Below are 25,646 nucleotides of genomic sequence, written 5' to 3' on the forward strand. Positions count from 1 at the left end.
ACAATGAAAAACTTTATACGAGAATGTTTGGTGTTGAGTGCAGTCGTTTTATCAATGACTGCATGTAACGATTCCTTTTTGGAACGTACCCCTACCAATGACTTAAATGATGCGGCTTATTGGAATACATCTTCTGATTTGGAGGCATATACCAATGGTATTTACAATGAAGCGGCAAGCAATGGTACTTATAAATTCATGGTGGGTTTCCATAGTGACGCTTATTCTGTAAAGGTCGTAGGACCTTATACAATAGAAGCTATGTCTGATAATTTTGCTACAATGGATGCTTCCCAGACTTGGGCGTCTGCCGTAGCTGCCGGCATTGAAAATCAACCGAGTGGAAATCCTAATTATGGCAGTTGGTCATGGACGTTGTTACGTCGTATCAATGTATTTATGGCCAATTATGAACGTGCAACGGAAGTTACGGAAAGTGTGAGGAACCGTTATGCCGGTGAGGCTCTTTTCTTCCGTGCATGGTTCTACCTTTATATGGTTCAGACTTATGGTGATGTACCGTTGATAACCAAGCCTTTAGAAACAGATTCCGAAGAGTTGTATGGTGAACGTACTCCGCGCAAAGAGGTTATGAAACAAGTGCTGACAGACATTAATAATGCTTGCTCATTTCTACCCGAAGAAAATTGGGGCGATAATCGTTTGACTAAAGGTGCTGCATTGGCATTAAAGGCTCGTATCGGACTGTATGAAGGTACGTACCGTAAATATCATAATCTGGGTGATGAAGCAGAATTCCTGAATGCTTGCGTAAGTGCTTGTGAAGAATTGATGGGAATGGGATATAAGATTCATGATACAGGTAATCCGTCAAGCGACTATACAGCTTTATTCACTACTGATGATTTATCAAGTAACGAGGAAGTAATATTCTATAGAAAATATGCCGATGGTCTGAAACGTCATCGTATATGTGGCTATACAGTTAATCTTCGTAATGGCGGTACCAAAGATTTTGTGGATGATTTCCTCTGCATTGATGCAGATGGAGTGGCGAGAGCTGTAGCCCTGAGTCGGGATTATAGTAACGATACTCCAGAATTGGAATTTACGAATCGTGACCCGCGTTTGAGTCAGACTTTTCTTGCTCCGGGAAATGACGCTGCAAAGGCTTTGTTTATAGATAATGCACATGCCAACCGTACATTCCCCCGTATTGGAAATATGCAAGGATGGCCTACGCTTACAGGCTATCATCCTATCAAATATTATATCCGTGAACAGGATAAAAAGGGCTTTAATGCAGAGACGCATGATTATCCGTTGTTCCGTTATGCAGAAGTCTTGTTAAATTATGCGGAGGCGAAAGCGGAATTGGGGGGATGTGATCAAGCGGTATTGGATAAAACGATTAATGTATTACGTGATCGTGTGGATATGCCTCATTTGACAGTAAACCCGGAAATGGATCCCAAATATGCAGATAGTAATCTTTCATCTCTCATTATAGAGATTCGTCGCGAACGTCGTGTGGAGCTTAGTTTTGAGTATTTGCGTTATCAGGACTTGATGCGTTGGGCATGGGGTGAAAAGCTGAAAGACCGTGTTCTGGGTATGCGCTTGGAAGATGCTGACTTTGATGATCCCCGTTATGAAGGGGTTATTTCCAAAGGAGGAACAGAAAACGCCGGTCAGAATCCTGTTTACGTATTCAAAGATGCGGATGGCAAGCAGTATATCGATGCTTATGAAAAAACGAACTATGCAACTAATCGCCGTACATTTGATCCGAAAAAGGATTATCTGCGTCCCATTCCGTCTTCTGCGATCAGCAAGAATACGAATCTTGGACAAAATTACGGTTGGACTACCGGACTTAAAGAATAATGATGTATACACACAATTTCGACTGAATCTAATTCTCTTCAATCAGGCTCCTCTTTATGGAGGAGCCTATTCTTCTTTCCTTCTTACTTTCAGCGGTGGCAATCCGAAGAATGATTTGAAACATTTACTGAAATAGCGTGCTGAAGAGAAGCCCAGCATGATGGAAATCTCTGAAATATTCAGTTCGGGGCGATTCTTGAGTAATGACATCGCTTCGTCTAATTTTACTTTCAGAATGAATTCGTTAGGTGTCAGGCCGATTATCTGTCTGAATCGCATATATAACTTACTGCGCCCCATGCAAAGATCGGCTGCCAGCATATTCACATCAAAATTAGGATTGTCAAAGTGCTTTCTGATAATATCTACGCTCTTTTTCAGAAGTTCTTTATCATAGGTATTGGAAGGGGGGATGGATTCTGTGATCTGCACTGTCGACACATTGGAATAGTGTGCAATAATCTGCTGCTTGTTACGAATCAGATTACTGCAACGTGCCAATAGTATTTTAACATTGAATGGCTTGGTAACATAATCGTCGGCACCAAACATATATCCCTCTACTATAAAATCTACAGAGTTCTGTGCTGTAAGGAGCACAATAGGAATGTGGGAAAGTTCTACATTGTTTTTTAGTTTGTAACACATTTCTTTTCCTGACATTTCCGGCATCATTACGTCACTTACAATAATATCAGGTTGGATACGCTCTGCGGCAATTAGCCCTTCACGTCCGTTGCGGGCTGTATGCACTTTATAAAAAGTGCTGAACATATCGTTGAGCATCTCTAATAAATCCTCATTGTCTTCTACCAGCAACAGAATCGGTTTATGGGTATCTATTCCGGTTTCAATCGGTATTCGGAACTCGGTGGTTCTTTGAAGAAGGTCGGTTGGTGAATCTATAAAATAGATTGCATCAGCTTGTTGCGGGTCTGCGGCAATATCTTCTTTATTGAAATGTTGGTTGCCTAAAAGTAATGACAATGTGAAATCACTTCCCTGATTTACTGTACTTTTTATTTCTATTTTACCATGATGGGCATCCATGATGCCCTTTGCCAGAGCCAATCCGATTCCAGTGCCGAGGCTGAAAGATGAAGGGGTGGAGTCTGCCTGATAGAATCTGTCGAAGATTTTAAGGATGGCCTCCTCCGGTATTCCCGAACCGTCGTCACTGACAGTAATAAATACCTGAGTGGAGTTATGGCGTAAGCTGATGGTAATATTTCCTCCTTCCTTGGTATACTTGAAAGCATTGGAAAGCAGGTTGAATATGACTTTCTGTAATTGTGCCGGGTCAAACCAGGCGTTGACAACTTTTTCCGTATGCTTGAAATTATAGTTGATATTTTTCATTTGGGCATACTCGTAGAAGCTATTATATATTTCATGTAAGAAAGGTACCAAGTCACGTTCTTTTACTTTAAGTTTCAGATAACCTTGTTCTTGTTTGCGAAAATCCAGTAATTCAGTGATTAGATTACGCATGTGCCATGCGTTTTTATATATCCGCAATATCCGCTTGTAGAAAAATGGTTCCAGTTTATCTATTTGCATGATAGCCTCTAACTGCCCGATGATCAGTGTGAGTGGAGTACGAAATTCATGAGAAATATTAGTGAAAAAGCGCAGTTTAGCCTGATTGAGTTCTTCTATGTGTTCTTTTTCCTTCTTCTCGTTTTCAAGGGAAGCTTGTAGCCGAGCCTGGCGTAATTTGAAGTGGAGGAACAGGCTCAAAACTCCCGCCAATACTAATGCATAGAGGACATAGGCATATGGGTTGGCATAGAAAGGTGCGGAAACATGTATCTTGAGAGTTATTTCTTCTGCGTTGGCTGAGTCAAGCTCTACGGGACGAACACGCAAAGTATAGTTTCCGGGAGGGATATTGGTGTAGGTGATGGAATTGTTTGAAGTTTGTATCCAGTGCTTATCTAGATTTTCGAGACAATACTCAAATAAGTTGTCTCGTTCTGATAGGTAACGGAATGTACTGAATGTAACAGTAACATGATTTTGATTGTGTTTCAGTTGGATCTCAGAAGTTCGGGCAAGGATTTGTTTCAGAATGCCGGTAACATCATCTGGCAGGACCTCTTGATTGAGTATCAGTAGTTTTTCGAAATAGAGCTTCTCTTTATCGGGAGAATTGTATAGATCTTCTTCCGGTAAAGAGGCTAATCCGTTGATACCACCTATATACATAGTACCATTACGGCTGATATATAGGGTAGAACCCTGGCTATAGTTCTGCTGAAATATGTGGTAGGTTTCTTCTACAACCTCTGTTTGGGTATTGAATATAGATAAACCTCTATTATGGAGTAACAATAATCTATGATTAAGAGGTGATTCCTGAATGTAATAACAATAATTGTTAGGCAAGGAACCATTTTGGGTATTATAGACTTTGAATGAATTATTTTCCGGCTGATACTTGAATAGCCCGGAACCTATCGTTCCGAAATATACTTCTCTGTTACTATTTTCAGAGATGTGCACTACTTTGAATTTTCCGATGGAAAATGGATTGTTGGCATTTGTTTCATATTTTTCTATTCTGCCCGAGGGGAGGTGTACACATATCAATCCTCCCACTGACAAGGCTAACCAAAGGTGGTCCTGGCTGTCAATGAAGAATGTTTCATAAGTAAATTCTTTTTCCAGCACTTCCTTTATGAGAGGAAGCTTGGAGAATGAAGAAAACTTTTCAGTTTGCAGATTCATAAAGAACAACCCTTTCTGACTTAGTATAGCAAGCCCTTCCTTGTATCTTTGTATCCTGTTAATGATATTACCGGCAAGTTGTAGGAATTCAGGAGTCCTTCTGAATGTGTTGTTGCGAATGTCGAATATTGACAAACCACCTGTATGAGTGCCTATGTATAGGCGTTCGGTAGACTGGTCATAGTAGATTGCCTTGAGATTATTGTTTCCTACACTCTGCGGATCACCTTCCTGATGGGTATAACGAACGAACTTTCTTGTGGCAGGATCCAGCTTATTAAGTCCTCCCCCTTCGGTACATATCCACAGGTAACCATTATCATCTTCAGTCATCCTGCCTACAAATGGGAAACTGAGACAGTCTTTATGCTCAAGTGATGCTGCATAGAACTGTTTATTAAAGTGATGTGGAATGAAAACATTGGCTCCGCCATAATAAGTACCTACCCATACATTATTGCGGACATCTTTATAAAGAGAGAGTACTGAGTTATGACTGAGGCTGTTAGGATTGTAATCTTGATGAGTATAATGGCTCCATTCGTTGGTGGTAGGATTATAGCAATCCAATCCTCTGAATGTTCCTATCCATATACAGCCAATATTGTCTTCTATAACACAGCGTACCTGATTATTCGAAAGCCCTTCTTGGCCGGGTTGGTGGGTAAACAAGGAAATGTCTCCTTTTGTATTTATGCGATATAGCCCGTCCCAAGTACCTACCCACAAGTTGTGGGAGCGATCTCTGAATATGCATCTTCCTTTGTCAAAGCTCATAATTATCTTTGCCGGTTCATGAGAGGAAGTATCGAAGTGTAACAGATGACTATGGGTGATGGCCCATACGTTTTCAGTGTCTGCGAATATTCCCCTTCCTTCCCCTAAATCGGTAGGGAAGGATACGAACAGTTTCAGATCTTCTTCCTCAGGAAGATATGTATAGATGGCATTACTGCAAATCACCCATAGTTTGTCGCTTTGGCAGAAGATCCCTTTTACATCGTTTTTCCGTAGACAAACAAATTGCTCCTTGTAGATATTGAAAACGATAAGATCATTACCGGATCGGATATAGATATGTCCTTGTTTGTCACCACATAAATCATTTATTTCGTTACTGGTTAAATTTTGCCTGTATTGGGAGGGTTGATATACTTTTATTTCTTTGCCATTGTAACGGTTTAACCCTTCGGAAGAACCAAACCACATTGCACCCATTTCATCCTGATAAATAGAATAGATACAAATTTGAGAAAGTCCGTCACGTATTCCCAAATGTTTAAAGTATAGCTCTTTGGAAAGTGCCGTGAAGCTCGTAAAGATAGAAAGCAATAGTATCAGTGCATTTTTCATATTTCTAAGAAGTAGTTAGGTGTTTTTAAGATATTGCAAAGGTAATAATTAATAATATGTTTGTCTTGTATTCCTGTAAAAAAATGTATATTTGCTATTTAATTTTAGTAAACATAATCTTAAATAAAACAATATGAAACAACATTCTTTCTGGAGTGTTTCACTCCTAACAGTCACCGGGACTTTGGTAACGAGTCAACAAGCATTATCACAACAACCGCACATCATTCTAATCATTTCAGACCAGCATCGTGGCGATGCTATGCATTGCATGGGCAATCCTTCGGTGATAACGCCGAATATGGATGCATTGGCAGCGGATGGAACTCTGTTTACGAATGCTTATTCTTCTACGCCAAGCAGTACGCCTGCGCGGTCAGGGTTGCTAACAGGGCTTTCGCCGTGGCATCACGGAATGTTAGGGTACGGGAGAGTCGGAAGTCATTATCGGTATGAAATGCCACAAATGTTACGGGATCTTCATTATTATACTTTCGGTATAGGCAAAATGCACTGGTTTCCTCAGAAGGCACTGCATGGCTTCCATGGTACACTGGTGGATGAAAGTGGCAGGGTAGAATCCGATAATTTTATCAGTGATTATCGCCTTTGGTTTCAACTGCAGGCTCCGGGCTTAAATCCTGATTCTACCGGTGTGGGGTGGAATGAGCATGGTGCAAAAGCTTATCAACTGCCGGAAAACCTGCACCCTACAGCTTGGACAGGTAAAACTGCTTGTGAGATGATACGGAATTATAAAAAAGGGAACCAACAGCCATTATTTCTTAAAATTTCTTTTGCCCGTCCTCATAGTCCGTACGATCCTCCCAAACGTTTGGTGGATTTATATAAGGATAAGGATGTGCCGGCTCCGTTTGTGGGGGAATGGTGTAAAGATAAAGATTATGCTGTCCGTCAGGATGCGAAGTTGGCGGATAAGGATGCCGCTTTCGGAAACTTTGGTGAAGAATATGCCAAGAACTCCCGGCGTTATTATTATGCGAATGTTACCTTTATTGATGAAGAAATAGGTAAAGTAGTTCAGGCGCTGAAAGAGCAGGGAATGTATGATAATGCATTGATTTGTTATATCTCTGACCATGGAGATATGCTGGGTGATCATTATCATTGGCGTAAAACGTATCCTTATGAGGGTTCATCCCATATACCTTATATTGTGAAATGGCCTTCCAAATGTGGCTTTTCGAAAGGTAACAGGGTTGAAGAACCGGTAGAATTGCGTGATCTGTTACCTACATTTCTTGAAATGGCGGAAGGTTCGGTTCCGGCTGATATGGATGGGCAATCCCTGGTGAATCTGATAAATGGAAATACAGAAAAATGGCGTAAGTATATAGATTTGGAACATTCTACTTGCTATAGCCCTGATAACTATTGGTGTGCCTTGACTGATGGTAAAATGAAATATATCTGGCGTTTCCATACCGGCGAAGAAGAATTGTTCGACCTGTCGATGGATCCGCATGAATTGAAGAATGTTGCAAAAGAAAAGAGATATCGTTCCCAATTGCTGCTCATGCGTGCAGCCATGGTGCGTCATCTGTCGGAGAGGGGAGAGGAGTTTGTAAAAGATGGACAACTTCAAGTTTTGAAACATACAGTTCTTTACAGTCCGCTTTTCCCTGATGAGAATCCGGTGGATACGGGGATTTGATATAGTTTTGTTTTTTGCTTTGTCATTTCGGATTTGCCGGAAGATCTCCTCTCCTCATAATAAAGAGAGGGGAGCTTCCGGCTGTATCCAGTATAGCAAGTGGCTGTTTGCTATATCATTTTTTATTTAAATACCTGCTTCATCGGTCTTCCTATCCAAACTTGTGGTTGTTTCAGTCCGAAGATGTAGGCGATAGTAGAAGCAACGTCATATTGCATCATACTTTCGTGGAATTCACCGCTCTTCTTCACATTCTTACCGGAGATGATGAAAGGCGTCTGCATCTCGTTCATGGTTTTGCCGCCATGTCCTTTTTCAATGCCACCGTGGTCGGCAGTGACGATAAAGATAGTTTCTTTCAGCATGCCGGCATCTTTTACGGCTTGAATAATACGGGCTACATAGGTATCCAGTTCTTTCAGCTTGGCGTAATACTCAGGAGTGTCGTGTCCGGCTTGGTGTCCTACGTGGTCAGGATTATCAAAACAGACGGCGAGTAGGGCTGGCTGTTTCTCTTTGATATAAGTTTCCGCCATTGTGCACAGAGCCTCGGGATGCTTGTTGTAATCGGGAGCCTGCGCATAGTGGCTCAAAGAAAGTGTATCCACCAGATATTTGATACCGTCCCATTCGTACAGGCAACCGATTTCGGCTTCGGGCTGTGCATCGCGCAATAATTGGAAGATAGTGGGGAAAATACCATGTTGATTGAGTTCGCGCGAAGGTAATTCAGGTGTTTTAGATCCCCATTGTGTGTACCCGTGCAGTTCAGGACCGGCTCCCATAAACATGGAAGCCCAGTTGATGGCACTTGAAGAGGGGAGTGCGGACCGTTTTTCGAGCGTATAGGCTCCGTCAGCCATCAGTTGCTTGATAGTAGGAATATCTGCCTTGGGAACACTATAGGCTCCCCAGCCATCCAAACCGATTAATACGACGTGTTTTGCTTTTCCTTTAGCGTTACAAGGAGTGACAACCAACAGCACTGCAAGGATAGAGAGTGCCAATGTGATAGTAAATTTCTTCATGTTTTTCTACTTTTTACGTTAACTGCTGGCAAAGTTACGGAAATTATTACGCTGTATCTACCAGTTTTATACGCGAAAGATGCCTCTATTGTCCGTGTATTCCGATTATTATGAATATGATTATTGTATTTATAATAATCTAAAGTTGCATGATTATGGACAGAATGTGGTATCATCTGAAATTACCCACTTCTATACGATTTGTCTTGAAAGCCCTTTTGGGAAAAAGAATGGTTAATGAGGTTTCTAAGGAATATGGCATTATCTGGTGTTGTTGCTTTTGACATTCTTTCAGTCATTGTTACAGTCAGGCGAATGCTGTTGGCTACACAACTTCCGTCGGCACTGCAAAAGCTGAGATAAGCAATCAGTTCATCGTTCTGCCAGTCAGCCGGAAGTTGCAGCACGGCGTGACAATCGGAACGTAGGGCGGCTTCCGTATTGTAAACGGCTGTTTCTTTATTTTTGTTATACACCAGTAGCATGGCTATATCCGTATCTTCTGCATTTCCCATGCCACTATTGTCCTGCCAGTTAAAGTACATTTTATCCTCATTCTGTGTAGCTGTTCCCTCGAATACGGGCATCAGGGTTCCCATGGAAACCAATGCCCGGTTGAAGTCAATCGAGATTTCTTTCCCGTTGCCCGTCACGGCTCTTTTCAGTGTATAGGACATGGCAGCATTGAATGCGGATTTTTCCTGTGTAAATTCCTTATAGCCGATACGAATAAAAGGTTTTATGGCTTTCAGGAAACTGAATGCCGTGGCAAACTTACCTCTCTGTTCCTGCTGTTTCGGCGTGCGCGGATTGCTGACTTTAGCCGCCCGTGCACGTATGTAGTATTTTGATTTCCAGTGAAATCCTACTATCGGTCCCACTTTGCCGGAGAAGCCTCCGAGTATGCCTTGATTGATAATTCCCATGATGTCGCATTTTAAATTGGTTATTCTGTTTCTGGCGTAAAGGTATACATTTATATCTCTTTCCGCCAAATGATTTTAGCGGTTTGGCTTCATGAATGTGATTTTTGCGTCCGTTTGCAGCGATTTGCTTGATTGGCTATTCTTGCTTGGGATTGATGGTTTAAAATATCTGCTTCTTATCTGGGATACACTTGCTCCGTATCAAATCCATACTTTCTCCACATAGAAGTACCTCTGAGTGGAGATTGTACGGAGCAAGTATAGCCCGGATGTGGTTCGGATGAGGAAAAGAAGGGAAGGTATTGTGAAGAGAGATATTTATTGATCTTCTTCTCTTGAATAAAGTCTGTACTAATTCTGTTTGCTTGTGACTTGTAACAGTAATCTTGTAATTTTGCTTGTGATTTGCAACAAATAAACGTTTGTTTTGCTTGTGATTTGCAACATAGCGGTCAGGGTATGGTCCGGTAATTATTCTGTGGATGAAGTAAAGACAAATTCAGGTAAGATATTCCGTCTGGTGAATCTTCCTTTTTATTATGTAGGGATATTGCCGAAAGTTTTGAAAAGATTGTCGTGAAACCTCCTGTTTTAACTTTCAGCTTGTCTATAAAGAACCTTTTTCTTCAAGTCTTCGCATACTGAATTCGCAACCGCAATATTGCTGGTTATAGAAATCATGCTCTTTGAGAAGCTGGTTTCGTCGGTCTTGTAATCCTCCTTTTCGCCAGTTTTGTTCCCAAAAAGTGGTTCCGGGGTAAAGGGCGGCGGCTCTACGTCCCGCTTCGTTTATTTGATCGAGGCTTTTCCAGCGGGAAGAGGCGAGTGTAGTGGTGAACAGGGTGAAACCGTGCTCGGAGGCATAACGGGCAGTTTCAGTCAGACGAAGGTTGAAACATTTCAGGCAACGGCCCCCTCGTTCGGGCTCATCCTCCATTCCTTGCATGGAGGTGCGCCAGAATGAGTAATCGTAGTCGCCATCTATAAAGTCAAGTCCTAACCCCTGAACATAACGGATAGCCTCGGCTTTCCGTATTTCATATTCGGCCTGAGGGTAGATATTGGGGTTGTAATAAAACACGGTGGGGCGGATGCCGTTGGCAAGCAGGCATTCGATAATGGCAGAAGAACAAGGTGCGCAACAAGAGTGGAGCAGCACCTTGTCTTCATGGTTAGGAGTTTGAAGCTTTAACATCATCTTTTCGTCTTTTTAGGTACGTATTTATACCTTCAGTTTTATTTTAGCCTTCACCAGCAGTCCGGTCAGTTGAACGATGATGAGGGAGAATATGAGTGATCTTAATAGACCCGGAGCACCTGCATTCAAGAACTCGGGGTAGTGCCAGCCCAACAATTGCTGTGCGGCGTACCATATATATGGAATGATATAACACGTAAGCGTGGCAGTCCCGGCAGGTTTGATAATATCGAACCAGGGTGTTTTACCTTTTACATCCGTCAGCCAATAGAACAGGCCGAACAATGGGAAAAATGCAGCAAGGCAATAGAACAGCCAGCTCGGAGTGGCCTGTATCTTTGAGATAATCCAGTGGGGGTGCGAGCAAAGTGCAGCAATGAGCATAATGGCACCTAAGGTACAAAGGATAACAATGAATTTACGCGGATGTTCCCGGTCGGCATATTTCTGCATCAACAGGGAAGTGAGTACCCCCGACATGCCGAATGCATGCAGCGTCCAGTCACTGGGGATGAAAGGCAAAAGGATGATGCGTAAACCATATTCCTGTGGGATCAGATTAGAGTGACTGATTACCGCAAGGAGCATGACGACCAGCCATGCTATGACATTCTTACGCAAACTTTCGCGGGTAAACAGATAAATACCGGCACATACGACATACGTCCAGCCGATAAGTCCCAGGATGCCCCACCAACCTTGATGGAAAGGTTTCCCGTTTAAATCTTTATATAGAACGAGGAATGCCAACAAGGCAACGCCAAGCACTTTCATTGCGATGAATAGGTGCTTTTTTGACCCTTCAGCTTTCGGATAAACGGCCCAGACCAGGAAAAAGCCGATAACCATCAGGATGCAGAACCACTGGTGGGAAATGCCACCTGCTATGCCACCCGAATTAAGTGAAAATAGCCCCATAGCGATGAGTGCCACCGTACGCCAGAAGATATGGGCAATGACCTGAAGTGTAGTATCTCCTTTTCGGTAACGGTTCTGGATAGCAAAAGAGACAGACATGCCCATGCAAAACAGGAATGCGGGAAAAATGGTGTCGGAGAATCCCATCATGTCTTCGTTGATGTCGGCATGTTCGAGCCAGTGGGGGATGTTCTTCAGACCGGGGATGTCATTCACGAAGAGCATGAGAAACATGGTGAGTGCGCGGAATACATCAACCGCAGCCACTCGTTGAGGTGCTAAGTTTTTCATTTTAGAATACATTTGGGGGTTAATGCTGCAAATATAGGAAACTAATTTTTTATATTTGTCCCCATGAAGGTAAAACTGCTGATATTTCTCGGACTGGCTTTAGTGGGCATTCATGGAATGTCTGCTCCGGTTGATGTCCCTGCAATGGATGGATGGCCTGCTGCCTTGGATGAGGCTATCGGTGCACATCAGGAATATGTGGCAGTGAGGGAAGCTCGCATTGAAGCTTTGAGGCAGCAATTATCGCAGACAGACACGGAGACGCCGGAATATTTCCGTCTGAATGGAGAAATGTTTCAGGAATACAAGGCATATATATGCGATTCAGCCCTTCTTTATCTGGGCCGCAACTTGCGCTGGGCACAGCGCCACGGTGAACAGGAAGCGGCAGATGAAACCCGTATCCGGCGGGCGCACCTCATGTCTTCGGCAGGTATGTATAAGGAAGCCTCTGAGGATTTGGAACAGATAAATTCCTCCGGGCTCTCGTCCCGTCTGTTGCCCGATTATTACGAAGATTATCGTCATTTGTACGGTGAATTGGGGACATATACGCAAGATGCTTTCCGGCGTAACCGCTATTATGGTTTGTCTGCCGGTTATGAAGATTCATTGATGCAGGTGCTTTCACCTGTCTTCGCCCTTTATCCGGAACGCAAAGAGATGCAGGCAGCTGCTGCCGGTAGGTGGGAGGAAGCTTTGAAGATAAACGATGACCGCCTGGCAAGTGTACGCCCCGATACTCCGGAGTATGCGTTGGTAACGTATCACCGTTCTTTGCTGTATCATCGTCTGGGGGACCTGGAGAAAGCAAAATATTATCTGGCTTTGTCCGCTTTGACGGATATCCGCCTTGCGATTACAGACCATGCCTCCCTGTGGACTTTGGCACAAATACTCTATGAGGAAGGAGACATTGAACGTGCTTATCGCTATATCCGTTTTTCGTGGAATGAAACCAATCATTACAATGCCCGTAGCCGCAGTTTGCAGACAGCCGGCATTCTGTCGCTTATAGATCTTACCTATCAGGCTATGCAGGAGAAACAGAATGAACGTCTTCGTTTTTATCTTTGGATGATCAGTATTCTATCTCTGCTGTTGGTCGTGGCTGTTGTCTGGATTTACAGGCAGATGAAGCATCTCTCTGTTGCCCGGGCTCATTTGGAGCAGGCGAATGAACAGTTGCAAATGTCTAATCATATCAAAGAAGAATATATCGGGCGCTTCCTGAAACTCTGTTCTACCTACATTGACCGACTGGATGCTTACCGGCGCATGGTGAACAAGAAGCTTACCGGCGGGCAGATGGAAGAACTTCTGAAAATGGTACGTTCACGAGATGTGCTTGATACGGATCTGAAAGAATTATATGAGAACTTTGATACAGCTTTTCTACACCTTTTCCCTGATTTTGTAGGAAAATTCAATGAACTGCTTCAACCGGAGGAACGGATCATACTCCGCAAAGGCGAACTTTTGAATACGGAATTACGTATTTTTGCTTTAATCCGGTTGGGCATTGACGATAGTTCGCAGATTGCCGAATTTCTCCGTTACTCCGTCAATACAATCTATAATTACCGTGCTAAAGTGAAAAACAAAGCTTGCGTTTCGCGTGATGACTTTGAAACATGCATTATGAAGATACGTTAAGCATACGTCATTGCCTTATTTTCTATCCACTTTTTTACTTTCCTCATTGAATTTTATCTCGTTGTTTTTTAGTGAGTTATCTTTGTTATATGTTTCGTCTTATCCACATATTCATAATGTGGAGGTACGTAATGCCTTTATCTTGCCTACCTTTGGGGAAGATTAATTAACCCTTGAAAAACATACCATGAATTTGAAATTATCTCTTTTATTAGGATGCTGTTTGTTTGTTGCTATTACAGCCTATGCCGGGACTTCCGGTTCATTAGGTGAGGACGCTCCGGGAAAAAACAAAGCAGAAGTTTACATTACGACTGCTGACCGGCAGCAAAGTTTTAACCACACTACTCAAAAGCTTTCCAAAGTCCCTACATCTGAGTCCGTAATCACTATAAATCCTACGGTACGGTATCAGGAGATGGACGGTTTCGGAGCTGCTGTTACAGGTTCTACCTGCTATAATCTGATGCAGATGACACCGACCGATCGTGCGAAATTCCTGGCTGAAACGTTTTCTGATAAAGACGGGCTGGGATTTAGTTATATCCGCATTTCTATTGGTTGTTCCGACTTCTCACTGAGCGAGTATACCTGTTGCGATACAAAAGGAATTGAGAATTTTGCTCTGCAAACGGAAGAGAAGGAATATGTAATACCTATTTTAAAAGATATTCTGGCTCTTAATCCCACTATCAAAATATTGGGTTCTCCGTGGACATGCCCCAAGTGGATGAAGGTGAATAACCTGGAAGAAAGGAAACCATTTGATTCCTGGACAAGCGGTCAGCTAAATCCGGATTACTATTCCGATTATGCCACTTACTTTGTGAAGTGGATACAGGCATTCCGTGAAGAAGGTATTGAAATCTACTCCGTCACTCCACAGAATGAACCGTTGAATAGGGGCAATTCCGCTTCTTTGTTCATGGGTTGGAAGGAAGAACAGGCTTTTGTACGCGATGCCCTCGGTCCTGCTTTCAAGGCTGCCGGACTGGATACGAAGATTTATGCTTTCGACCATAATTACAACTATGATAATATGGCCGATCAGCAGGAGTATCCCGTTAAAATGTATGATGATGAGGTGGCTGCTGCCTTCCTTACCGGAGCTGCTTACCACAACTATGGCGGCAGACGTGAGGAATTGAATAACATTCAGCAGAAACGTCCCGATAAAGAACTTATTTTTACGGAAACTTCTATCGGTATGTGGAATGACGGACGCAACCTGGAAAAGCGTTTGATGGAGGATATGCGCGAGGTGGCTCTTGGTACGGTAAACAATTGGTGTAAAGGCGTCATTGTCTGGAATCTGATGCTGGACGATGAACGTGGTCCCTGGCGTGAAGGTGGTTGTAAAACTTGCTACGGAGCTGTTGATATTAATCGTGGGGACTATAAGACGATGACTTATAATTCTCATTATTATATTATCGGGCATCTGTCGTCCGTAGTAAAACCGGGTGCAGTTCGTGTGGAAAGTAAAGGTGTTGACGGGAAAGGATTAATGTACTCTGCCTTTGAAAATCCCGATGGAACTGTTGCTTTTGTACTTTTGAACGAGGAAAATGAGGAAACTCGCCTGACTGTAACGGATGGAAAGAATTATGTAGATTGTGTGGTGCCTGCCAAAGCAGTGGCCTCTTATCGCTGGAAGAAATAATCTTATAGTATTAAAATACCATGTTGAAATCGATTTTAGTGGGTACATCCCTTTTAGCAGCTTCTCTGGTGTTGGGGAGTTGTGGTGAAAAGGCAGAAAAAATACAGGATTCTGCTGCGTTTATAACTATTCAGGGGCAAGACCTGATAAAGCCTGATGGTACGAAACTCTTTATCATGGGTACCAATCTGGGCAATTGGCTGAATCCGGAAGGTTATATGTTTAAGTTCAATAAAACGAACTCTCCCCGGTTTATCAATGAGATGTTCTGTCAGTTAGTGGGACCTGACTTTACTGCTGAGTTCTGGAAAGCATTCAAAGACAATTATATCACTCGTGAGGATATTCAGTTTATTAAGAATACAGGTGCGAATACCATCCGTCTTCCGTTCCATTATAAGCTTTTTACGGATGAGGACTTTATGGGGCTGACTGCCGGTCAGGATGGCTTTGCCCGTGTAGACAGTGTTGTGGAATGGTGTCGTGAAGCCGATCTTTATCTGATTCTCGATATGCACGATGCTCCGGGCGGACAAACGGGTGATAATATAGATGATAGTTACGGGTATCCCTGGTTGTTTGAAAGTGAAACCAGCCAACAATTGTACTGCGATATTTGGCGTCAGATTGCAGACCGGTATAAGAATGAGCCGGTAATTCTCGGTTATGAACTTTTCAATGAACCTATCGCTCCGTATTTCCCGAATATGGAAGAATTGAACGGTAAACTGGAAGATATTTATAAGAAAGGCGTAGCTGCTATCCGTGAAGTGGACAATAACCATATTATTCTGTTGGGTGGTGCTCAGTGGAACGGTAACTTCAAGCCGTTCAAGGATTCTAAGTTTGACGATAAAATAATGTATACTTGCCATCGTTATGGAGGTGATCCTACTAAAGATGCTATTCAAGCCATAATAAACTTCCGCGACAGTGTGAACTTACCGATGTATATGGGTGAGATAGGACATAACACGGACGAATGGCAGGCTGCCTTTTGCCAGACGATGCGTGACAATAATATCGGTTATACCTTCTGGCCATATAAGAAGATGGATGGTTCCAGCTTTGTAGGCATCACTCCGCCGGAAAATTGGGCGAATATCCTTTACTTCTCCGAATCTCCACGCACATCTTATAAAGAAATCCGGGATGCCCGTCCCGACCAGATGATGGCACGCAAGGCAATGATGGATTTCCTTGAGGCTTGTAAGCTGAAGAACTGTGTGGTGCAGGAGGGATATATCCAGTCGTTAGGCATGAAATAATCATTAATAAACTAATTATTTATCCATATGAAAAAAGTATTATTTGGTTTGGCATTCACTGTTGCTCTTCCACTCTTGGCGCAGCAGAAACCTGTATATCTGGATGCTACCAAACCTATTGAAGAAAGAGTAGAAGATGCGTTGAAAAGGCTGACTTTGGAAGAAAAGGTAGCTATGGTACATGCGCAAAGTAAATTCAGCAGTGCAGGAGTGCCCCGTTTAGGCATTCCGGAAAACTGGATGACGGATGGTCCTCATGGTATCCGTCCCGAAGTGCTTTGGGATGAGTGGGATCAGGCAGGATGGACCAATGACTCTTGTGTGGCATATCCGGCATTGACTTGTCTGGCTGCTACATGGAATCCTGATATGGCCTTGCTTTACGGAAAAAGTATCGGTGAAGAGGCACGTTATCGCAACAAGAATGTCCTTTTGGGTCCCGGTGTCAACATTTACCGTACTCCGCTGAATGGACGTAACTTTGAGTATATGGGCGAAGACCCGTATTTGGCTTCCCGTATGGTGGTTCCTTATGTACAGGGTGTGCAGCAAAATGGTGTAGCTGCCTGTGTAAAGCACTATGCGTTGAATAATCAGGAAATCAACCGTCACACCACCAATGTTATTGTGGACGACCGTGCTCTTTATGAAATCTATCTGCCCGCTTTCAAGGCTGCAGTTCAGGAAGGTAAGACATGGGCCATCATGGGGGCATACAATCTTTATAAAGGACAGCATGCTTGTCATAATCAGTATTTACTGAATGATATTCTGAAAGGTGAATGGGGCTTCGACGGTGTTGTTGTCTCTGACTGGGGTGGTGTACATGATACGGATCAGTCTATTACGAATGGTCTTGACATGGAATTCGGTAGTTGGACGGATGGTCTTGCCAATGGCAGTAGTAATGCTTATGATAACTATTATCTGGCTATGCCTTATTTGGAACGCATTAAATCCGGGAAAGTGGGTACGAAGGAGCTGGATGATAAGGTGCGTCGTATTTTGCGCCTGAGTTTCCGTACAACAATGGATGTGAACCGTCCTTTGGGTTCCATGCTTTCTCCTGAACATTATGAGGCTGCCCGCCGCATTGGTGAAGAGGGAATTGTGCTGCTGCAAAACAAGGGTTCTCTGTTACCTATCGACCTGAATAAAGCAAAGAAAATTGCTGTTATCGGTGAGAATGCTGTGAAGATGATGACCGTAGGCGGTGGTAGTTCTTCTTTGAAAGTGCAGCGTGAGTTATCTCCGTTGGATGGCATTAAGAAGCGTGTAGGCGATAAAGCAGAAGTGGTTTATGCTCGTGGTTACGTGGGAGATGCACGTGGTGAATATAATGGCGTAGTAACCGGTCAGAATTTGAAAGACGACCGTACACCGGAAGAATTGATTGCCGAAGCTGTAAAGGTAGCCGCAGATGCGGACTATGTGATCTTTATCGGCGGATTGAATAAGAGTAATAACCAGGATTGTGAAGATACGGATCGTGCCGGTCTTGGTCTGCCTTACGGACAGGATGCTGTTATCACGGCTTTGGCAAAGGCAAATAAGAACCTGGTAGTTGTTAATATTTCCGGTAATGCTGTAGCTATGCCTTGGATTACAGAAGTTCCTTCTGTGATGCAAGCCTGGTTCTTGGGTTCGGAAGCCGGAAATTCTATTGCTGCTGTACTGATGGGGGATGCCAATCCTTCCGGTAAACTGCCTTTTACTTTCCCTGCACGTTTGGAAGATGTTCCGGCTCACAGTGTGGGTGAGTATTTTGCTGAACGTAGCAAGAAAGTAGTGGATATGAAGTACAATGAAGGTATCTTTGTCGGCTATCGCTGGGCAGACAAGCAGAAGAAGGTGAAGCCGCTGTTCCCATTCGGACACGGACTGTCTTATACAACTTTTGTTTATGGAAAGCCAGCTGCCGATAAGAAAGTAATGTCTGCCGATGATCAGATCAGCTTTACTGTAACCGTGAAGAATACAGGTGATCGTGAAGGGCAGGAAGTGGTACAACTGTATATCAGTGACAAGAAATCTTCTTTACCTCGTCCTGTTAAGGAACTGAAAGGTTTCAAGAAAGTGAAACTGGCTCCGGGAGAAGAGAAAGAGGTTACATTTACTGTAGATAAGGAAGCTTTGAGTTACTTTGACGATGCCCAACATGCTTGGGTAGCCGAGCCAGGTAAATTTGAGGCTGTGATAGCTGCTTCGGCGGCAGATATAAAAGGTATAGTGTCGTTTGAATTGAAATAGGTCATTTCATTAGTTATTATCAAAGATTATATTTGGAAAGGCGTAGCCGTGAGGCTGCGCCTTTTTGTGTATAATGGAAATATCCTTTTCTTTGTAAGAAGAAGTGCTAAACGGTTTGTTTTATAATAAAGGTAAGAATATAAAGCATATAATGTAGTAATTAATACAAATTTGGTTTCTATGAAAATTAATATCTTTTCTCTTGCTGTGTGGGCGAGAATAGCATGTAGGGGTGATTAAAAATGTTAAGTTGTATATCTTGTTGTGTTAAACTTGTATTTAATGGTTATTTGGTTCTCTTTCATATATTAAATAGTTTGAATTAATTTCTTTGGAAAGTTTCGGATATTGAAACCTGAAAAAAGAAAATATTCGTAATACGAAATAGTGTATCGAAAAATACTCTTTTTTTTTATTTCAGTCATTTTTATCTTACTCAATGGCATAATTGGTTGTATGCCCTTCTTTTTAGTGCCTATAACAGAACTTGATACGATTTCCAATCTTCTTTATTTCAGCGATATTTGCATCTGAGATTTTATGCTTTTTTCGGCATGTTTTATTATGCTGAAAAGGGCATGAAATCTGGGAATGACTTATAAAAATAAAAACTAGAAATAAATGAAGAAAATACTAGTATGCATACTATTCATATTGGGATTATTGCCGACTGAAAGTAAAGCTCAGAAGATTGTTGTGAAAAGCAACCTTCTTTATGATGCTACCACTACTATGAACCTTGGTCTGGAAGTAGCTTTGGCTCGTAAGTGGACGTTGGATATCCCCGTCAATTATAATCCATGGAAGTTTGATGATACTCGTTTGAAACACTGGGGCATACAGCCGGAGTTTCGCTACTGGTTCTGCGAAAGCTTCAACCGTACGTTCATCGGGGTACACGGGCATTATGCCGATTTCAATGTGGGTGGATGGCCCGACTGGCCGTTTGTCAGCGATAACATGCAGAACATGCGCTATCAGGGACATCTGTATGGAGGCGGCATTTCGATAGGGCACTCATGGATATTGAGGAAACGCTGGAGTATAGAGGCTTCTATCGGTCTGGGGTATGCGCGTATGGTATATGAGAAGTATCCCTGTGCAACGTGTGGCACTAAACTGAAAGATACCGGCAAGAACTACCTGGGTCCTACTAAAGCGAGTGTGTCACTTATTTACGTAATTAAATAGAATGAGAAGGATGAAAAGAAATATGCAATTCATCATATTGGTGCTGACTGCCTTATGCCTGAATCTGAACGGAGTCATGGCTCAGGAACGCTCTTATGAGGGGACTATCACTATAGAACCTGTACGATTGGAGCAACTAGGGGAAACTATCTATATAGATATTGATATTGTGATGGATAATGTGAAGGTGAAATCATCTCATGGGATAGACTTTATCCCGCAGTTGGTTTCTCCTGCCGCTACCTACGACCTTCCGCGGGTTTCCATCAAGGGGAAAAACGAGTATCTGGTTTATGAACGCAGGCTGGCATTGATGAGCGCTAAGGCGAAGAAGAGTTATAAGGCGCCTTATCTGATAGAGAAAAATCAGAAGAAGAAGAGCGGTGTTATTCGCTACAGATATACGTTGCCTTACGAGGCTTGGATGGCGAATGCCCGGCTGAACGTGCAGCGCGACGAGTGTGGCTGCGGCGAGAGCACACTGATGAACGTGGAGTATACTTTTGATAAGGTTACACTCGAACGTATGCTGGTGCCGTACATTGTGACTCCGGCTCTGACTTATATTGAGCCTATGGTGGAAGAAATAAAGAGCCGGGATGTGCAAGCGGAATGTTTTCTGGATTTTGAGGTGAATAAGGTAAACATTCGTCACGAATATATGAATAATCCTCAGGAGTTGGCAAAGATTCGTGCAATGATTGATGATCTGAAGTCTGATGCCAATGTGAAGGTGAAGCGTCTGGATATCATTGGTTATGCTTCTCCCGAAGGAACTCTGGAAGCGAATAGGCGTTTGTCCGAAGGTCGTGCCATGGCATTGCGCAATTATCTGGCTGCCCGCTATGACTTCCCGCGCGACCAGTATTATATCATCTTCGGTGGTGAAAACTGGGACGGGCTGGTAAAGGCGCTCGATACGTTTGAGATGGATTATAAAGAAGAGGTGCTGGATATCATCACGAATATTCCCATTGAAAAAGGAAGGGAGGCAAAGTTGATGCAACTTCATGCAGGTGTGCCTTACCGGTTTATGCTGGAGCATATATTTCCGGGGTTGCGTGTAGCGATCTGCAGGGTGGGTTACGACGTCAGGAATTTCGATCTGGAAGAAGCGAAAGAAGTGATAAAGAAACGTCCGCAGAATCTGAGTTTGAATGAGATGTTCATGGTGGCCAATACCTATCCGAAAGGTTCTCAGGAGTTTATCGACATTTTCGAAACAGCTGTCCGTATCTATCCGGAAAGTGAGATAGCCAATATGAATGCCGCTGCCGCCGCTCTTTCACGCAAAGATCTGGTTTCTGCGGAACGCTATCTGGAAAGGGTAAAGTCGGAAGACTATTCGCCCGAATATAACAATGCAATGGGAGTATTACTATTAATGAAAGGAGATTATGAGTTATCGGGAAAGTATTTGAAGGCTGCCGAACAGTCGGGGCTGGATGCAGCTAAGGGAAATCTGGAAGAATTGGCTAAGAAAAAGGCTAATGCTGCCGAGATAAAGAGGAGGAATAAAAATGAGTGAATTATATATGTATTAATTTCTAATAAATGTTTGTTTTATGCTAAAGATTAAATCTATTTTAGTTTCGTTGCTGGCCATTGCGGCATTGGCAAGTTGTTCGAAAGAGAATGACGAAAACCCCGAAGTTGATGGGGGAAAGGACTACGATGTAGCTTATGTGTCAATCAGTATGACTAATCCTAAAACGACAGGGACACGCGCTTCTGCGGAACAGCCGTCTTTGCCGGCGGAGAGCTTGATTAAAGAGCTCTATGTGATTACATTCAATTCGAGTAAGGCGGTGACTAAGGACGCAGATGCAACCAAGTATGTCACAGTATTGGGGGCAGGTACTTTCGGGACGAATAGTGGAGTTACCACTCCAAATACTCCGATTAAGGTGGGTACGGATACTAAGTACCTGCTTGTTGTTGCCAATCCGGGTGCCGTATTAAAGGATCGTCTGGATAATATTACAGCGGGTGCAACGTATGCTACCATCAATGCTATGATTACAGTTCCTACAAAGACTAACCAGCCCAGCAATGCTTATCTTGTAGAGGAGGTGGTGCATACCGATGGTTGTGCAATGATTAATGCCGGATTCTTCGATGATTCCGATGCAGACCCTGCCAATCATGCATGGAAAGATGAATGCCTGCTCGATGTATCGGACAAGATTGTTTTGGCCAAAGACTATAAGACGGAAGCCCAAGCTCTGAATGCAGCGAAAGGTAATCCGGCTACTCTTGAGATAGAACGTCTTGCAGCCAAGTTGGAGGTTATGGTTGGTAGTCCATTAGAAGTTGGACCTTTTGAAGATATAACAGACAGAAGTCTTGGACAGTTTGATTTTGGAAATTGGACTGTTGACTATTACAACTCTCTGTTGTTTCCGTTTGCAAAGAAGACTACAACAGAGTCGTCTCATACTTCTCCCGGATTCTACAAAAGTAACTTCTATACAATCGATCCTAACTTTACGACTGCGGGTGGAAGTGAATATCTTACGGGCCTTGTTAAAAATGTGCTTGATGCCGCTACTCGCGAACCTAAAGTAGAATGGGTTAATAAAAGTACAACTGCTGGTGAGAACTACAGATACTGCATCGAGAATACGATGGATGAAGGATTTCAGAAGTTTGGTGCGGCTACGCGTCTGGTGCTTAAAGGCAAGTATGCGCCTTGGCCGACCGGTGAGTTTAATTTAGGAGATGACTGGTACCGCCTTCCTAACGGAACTAACTCTGTAAACTTCAAGAGCTTTACTGATTTGCTGGCTGCCTATACATCTGCTGTAGCTAAACCGGAGGCTAACAGAACCGCCCAGGAAAAACTTTTGGTTTCGGCATGTGAACTGTTCTATACCCAGATACAACCTGCACTTACCGTCAATGATCCGGGTGACTTTGCTTCTCTTAGTCAAGCTATTCTTGATGCCAACAATATTGCGAATGGCGGTGAACTGACTAAAGAAGAAGGTTGTATCTATTGGTACCCAAAGAGTCTCAACTATTACTATTATGAGATTCGTCATGACAATGCAGCCAATGATCACATGGAGTATGGAAAATATGGTGTAGTACGTAATAACTATTACACGCTTACACTGACAAAGGTGAATGGTAACGGTACACCGTGGTACCCTGGCGGTGGTCCCGAAGATCCGGATGAAGAAGAAGATATAGATAAGTTGGGTGCTTATCTCCACTTTGAGATTAAAGTTGCTCCGTGGATATACTGGACTACCAATTTCGAGATCTAAATATACTCTTTACTTTAAAGAAAACAGGGCAGTGCGGACTGCCTGCCCTGTACTTTTTTTAATAGATATCCCGTGCGGACAGACCGCCGGAAAAAGTAAAAACAAGCCGGTGACAGGCTTCCCAAAAACAGCACTGAAATATCCCGGCGCACCCGAAATGCATGAAATGCGGAGCGCGCCCCCTAAAGAGGAAATAACCGGAGACTGATAAGACATAGTCTCTGACAATATAAACGGCAACCCGATGAGGTTGCCCCATAAAAGAAAAAGATATGTTCGGAAAAACTAAATCGCTGTTCCTTATCGTTGCCTCGATGCTATGTATGGCTTCGTGCGACAGTATACGCGAAGACCTGCCCCGGTGCGAACTTTGGTTGGAATTTGCATTCGCCTACAATATGGAATATGCGGATGCCTTCAATCCGCAGGTTAAATCGGTGGATGTACTTGTGTTCGGCAGCGATGATAAATTGCTCTTTTCTAAAAGAGCCGAGGTTGCCGCGCTGGTTGGTGGAAACCGGATGTCGCTGACTGATGAACTCGATTTCGGAAACTATAAGGTACTGACTGTCGGCAGTCTGTCCGGCAGGTTCCGGCTTTCGGACAGCGCAGGTAATGAACTGGTGCCGGGAACAACCACCCTCCAACAGGTCATTGTAATCCTGAAACGGGAGACGGACGTTGTAGATTTCGAGTTCCAGCACCTTTACTTCGGAGAAGTTGTGGAAGTGGATCACCTGCCATCCAATACCAGCCATAAAGTTTATCCGGTGAATCTGATACGCGACACCAATCGGTTTAATATCGCGTTGATGGGACAGGGGGAAGATGAAGCGGATGGAACGCAATATACGTTTGAAATTCAGGTACCGGAAAATGCGGCTTATTCCTGGGAAAACGAGCCTACAGGACAAGGACCGGTTACTTATGTGCCTTACCATACAGGTCCGGGTGAGATACCCGATGTGATTGTGTCCGCACGCCTGAACACTCTGCGTCTGCTTAACAGAAACGGATGGGATTATAAGTTCATTATAAAGAATGCAGATACCGGCGCCGAAGTGTGGAGCTACAATCTGATGACACTGTTGAGTATTGCCCGGCCGACTTCCCGTTACGATGGGACGGAACTTCCCTTCCAGGAATACCTTGACAGGCAGAGTGAATGGAACTTGATATTTACTGTTGTTGAAAACCCCGGAGGAGGATTCCTTCAGATCGGTCTGGTTGTGGGCACTTGGATTTACTGGCTCCACGGGATTGAAGTTTAAGAATGAGAAAGAAACTATTACATATCATTTGTCTGGCATCCACTATTCTTTTGTTCTCATGCAGCAGAGATGCAGCTGATGAGTTGCCTATTCTTACCCGAGCGCAACTTAGCATCAACCTGATGAACAATGGGGATACGGATCAACAGGAGGAGATAAGCTCCATGCGGTTTATCGTATTCGGCAGCACGCCCGGTGGTGTGAGGCTGGATGTGAATGAACACATCCTGTTGGGTACTCCGGAGAAAGCTACCGATATAGACGCGCAGCTTCTCAAGGTGACTTCCAGCAATGATATTCTGGTCGTAGTTATTGCCAACGAACCGCAGAGTCTTACAAGTAAACTCGATGGTATTGCCAGTCTTTGGACGTTGCAAGATATGCTCTATGACATCTCTGACATACTGAATAGTGGCGGACAGATAATTTCTATGACCGGAATGCCCATGATAGGAGTAGTTCGGGATATATCTATAGCGCCTGATGAAACCCAAAAAGTAGAAATGGTTATCGAACGTGCCGTAGCCCGGGTCGATGTCTTTCTCGAAGCTATAGACGGTGGAGCGGTGACCGGATATACTGCCGGAAGCACCAGTGTCACCTTGCACAATCTCTCCCACGACAGTTATTTCGTAATGGGAAATGTGGACAACGGCACGCGTGATAATGCCGACTCTTCAAAAAACTATGGGAAAGTGAAGGAAAACGTGCCGGAAAAAGATTTATTGACAGACACCTGGACAGCGGCAACATCGGAAAAGTGGGCGTATTCATCGGCTGCCGGAGCTAAAAACCGGAAGTTGCTTTGCTCGTTCTATACTGCCGAACGCATATTCAAGTCAGATTATTCCGACCGGCTGGCTGTCAGTATGGCTAATGTCCCGAAAGGTCCTTCAGATATCACCGGGATAACTGAAAAAGTGATTGAGACCATAACGAAGGTTGATGATAAAGGTGGCTCGACGGCGCAGCCTTTTACGGAGATCCGACGGAACAACGTGTATCAGATAACGGCACGTGTAGGGAAAATCGGTATTCAGATACTGACGGTAACGGTAGAAGATTGGGGTGAAAAGCAGGATATTGATCTGGATCTGGATATGTGATA

16 protein-coding genes are annotated in these 25,646 nt (G+C 43.5%); 11 read left to right on the forward strand and 5 right to left on the reverse strand.

Annotated elements, in window-relative coordinates:
* Positions 1–3 precede the first annotated feature (3 nt).
* On the forward strand, positions 4–1,848 hold the full coding sequence (locus DW036_RS00220) for a RagB/SusD family nutrient uptake outer membrane protein (protein WP_118221480.1): 1,845 nt from the start codon (positions 4–6) through the stop codon (positions 1,846–1,848).
* A 66-nt stretch (positions 1,849–1,914) separates the two neighbouring features.
* Here the strand turns inward: DW036_RS00220 and DW036_RS00225 are convergent, their stop codons facing one another.
* On the reverse strand, positions 1,915–5,931 hold the full coding sequence (locus DW036_RS00225) for an ATP-binding protein (protein WP_118460372.1): 4,017 nt from the start codon (positions 5,929–5,931) through the stop codon (positions 1,915–1,917).
* A gap of 133 nt (positions 5,932–6,064) precedes the next feature.
* Between DW036_RS00225 and DW036_RS00230 the strand changes: the two genes are divergently transcribed.
* Positions 6,065–7,606: an arylsulfatase gene (locus tag DW036_RS00230; protein ID WP_118221482.1), complete on the forward strand. Its 1,542-nt coding sequence runs from the start codon at positions 6,065–6,067 to the stop codon at positions 7,604–7,606.
* 122 nt (positions 7,607–7,728) lie between these two features.
* On the opposite strand, the gene DW036_RS00235 is transcribed toward DW036_RS00230, so the two are convergent.
* From DW036_RS00235 to DW036_RS00250, 4 genes are all read right to left on the reverse strand, one after another.
* Entirely contained in the window at positions 7,729–8,634 is a 906-nt protein-coding gene (locus tag DW036_RS00235; RefSeq protein WP_118460374.1) for an alkaline phosphatase, read from the reverse strand.
* A gap of 182 nt (positions 8,635–8,816) precedes the next feature.
* Positions 8,817–9,560: a DUF6266 family protein gene (locus DW036_RS00240; RefSeq protein ID WP_118460376.1), complete on the reverse strand. Its 744-nt coding sequence runs from the start codon at positions 9,558–9,560 to the stop codon at positions 8,817–8,819.
* A gap of 607 nt (positions 9,561–10,167) precedes the next feature.
* Positions 10,168–10,755, reverse strand: a complete 588-nt coding sequence (locus DW036_RS00245; RefSeq protein ID WP_118461119.1) for an epoxyqueuosine reductase QueH — start codon at positions 10,753–10,755, stop codon at positions 10,168–10,170.
* Positions 10,756–10,782: 27 nt separating this feature from the next.
* Positions 10,783–11,967 (reverse strand): DUF5009 domain-containing protein, encoded by a 1,185-nt coding sequence (locus DW036_RS00250; protein WP_118461121.1) that lies wholly within the window; start codon positions 11,965–11,967, stop codon positions 10,783–10,785.
* 63 nt (positions 11,968–12,030) lie between these two features.
* Here DW036_RS00250 and DW036_RS00255 point away from each other — a divergent pair, with 63 nt between their 5' ends.
* The 9 genes from DW036_RS00255 (at position 12,031) to DW036_RS00300 (ending at position 25,644) form a co-directional block, all read left to right on the forward strand.
* A complete protein-coding gene (locus tag DW036_RS00255; protein WP_118460378.1) occupies positions 12,031–13,623 on the forward strand; it encodes a DUF6377 domain-containing protein in 1,593 nt (530 codons plus the stop codon).
* 187 nt (positions 13,624–13,810) lie between these two features.
* Positions 13,811–15,286: a glycoside hydrolase family 30 beta sandwich domain-containing protein gene (locus tag DW036_RS00260; protein WP_118460380.1), complete on the forward strand. Its 1,476-nt coding sequence runs from the start codon at positions 13,811–13,813 to the stop codon at positions 15,284–15,286.
* A gap of 20 nt (positions 15,287–15,306) precedes the next feature.
* The gene (locus tag DW036_RS00265; RefSeq protein ID WP_118460382.1) at positions 15,307–16,554 is read left to right on the forward strand and encodes a glycoside hydrolase family 5 protein; all 1,248 of its coding nucleotides are present in this window, start codon (positions 15,307–15,309) and stop codon (positions 16,552–16,554) included.
* Positions 16,555–16,581: 27 nt separating this feature from the next.
* Positions 16,582–18,804, forward strand: coding sequence for a glycoside hydrolase family 3 C-terminal domain-containing protein (locus DW036_RS00270; RefSeq protein ID WP_118460384.1), 2,223 nt, complete (start codon positions 16,582–16,584; stop codon positions 18,802–18,804).
* 621 nt (positions 18,805–19,425) lie between these two features.
* On the forward strand, positions 19,426–19,995 hold the full coding sequence (locus tag DW036_RS00280; protein ID WP_118221499.1) for a DUF3575 domain-containing protein: 570 nt from the start codon (positions 19,426–19,428) through the stop codon (positions 19,993–19,995).
* 10 nt (positions 19,996–20,005) lie between these two features.
* A complete protein-coding gene (locus DW036_RS00285) occupies positions 20,006–21,523 on the forward strand; it encodes a DUF3868 domain-containing protein (RefSeq protein WP_118221500.1) in 1,518 nt (505 codons plus the stop codon).
* A 37-nt stretch (positions 21,524–21,560) separates the two neighbouring features.
* Complete coding sequence (locus DW036_RS00290) at positions 21,561–23,267, forward strand: Mfa1 family fimbria major subunit (protein WP_118460387.1); 1,707 nt, start codon at positions 21,561–21,563, stop codon at positions 23,265–23,267.
* Between the two features lie 272 nt (positions 23,268–23,539).
* Positions 23,540–24,538: a FimB/Mfa2 family fimbrial subunit gene (locus DW036_RS00295; protein WP_118460389.1), complete on the forward strand. Its 999-nt coding sequence runs from the start codon at positions 23,540–23,542 to the stop codon at positions 24,536–24,538.
* Positions 24,539–24,540: 2 nt separating this feature from the next.
* Positions 24,541–25,644 (forward strand): hypothetical protein, encoded by a 1,104-nt coding sequence (locus DW036_RS00300; RefSeq protein WP_118221503.1) that lies wholly within the window; start codon positions 24,541–24,543, stop codon positions 25,642–25,644.
* Positions 25,645–25,646: the final 2 nt, after the last annotated feature.

Origin of the sequence: Bacteroides sp. AF39-11AC (assembly GCF_003474285.1) — a bacterium.
In the GTDB taxonomy this organism is placed as follows: domain Bacteria; phylum Bacteroidota; class Bacteroidia; order Bacteroidales; family Bacteroidaceae; genus Bacteroides.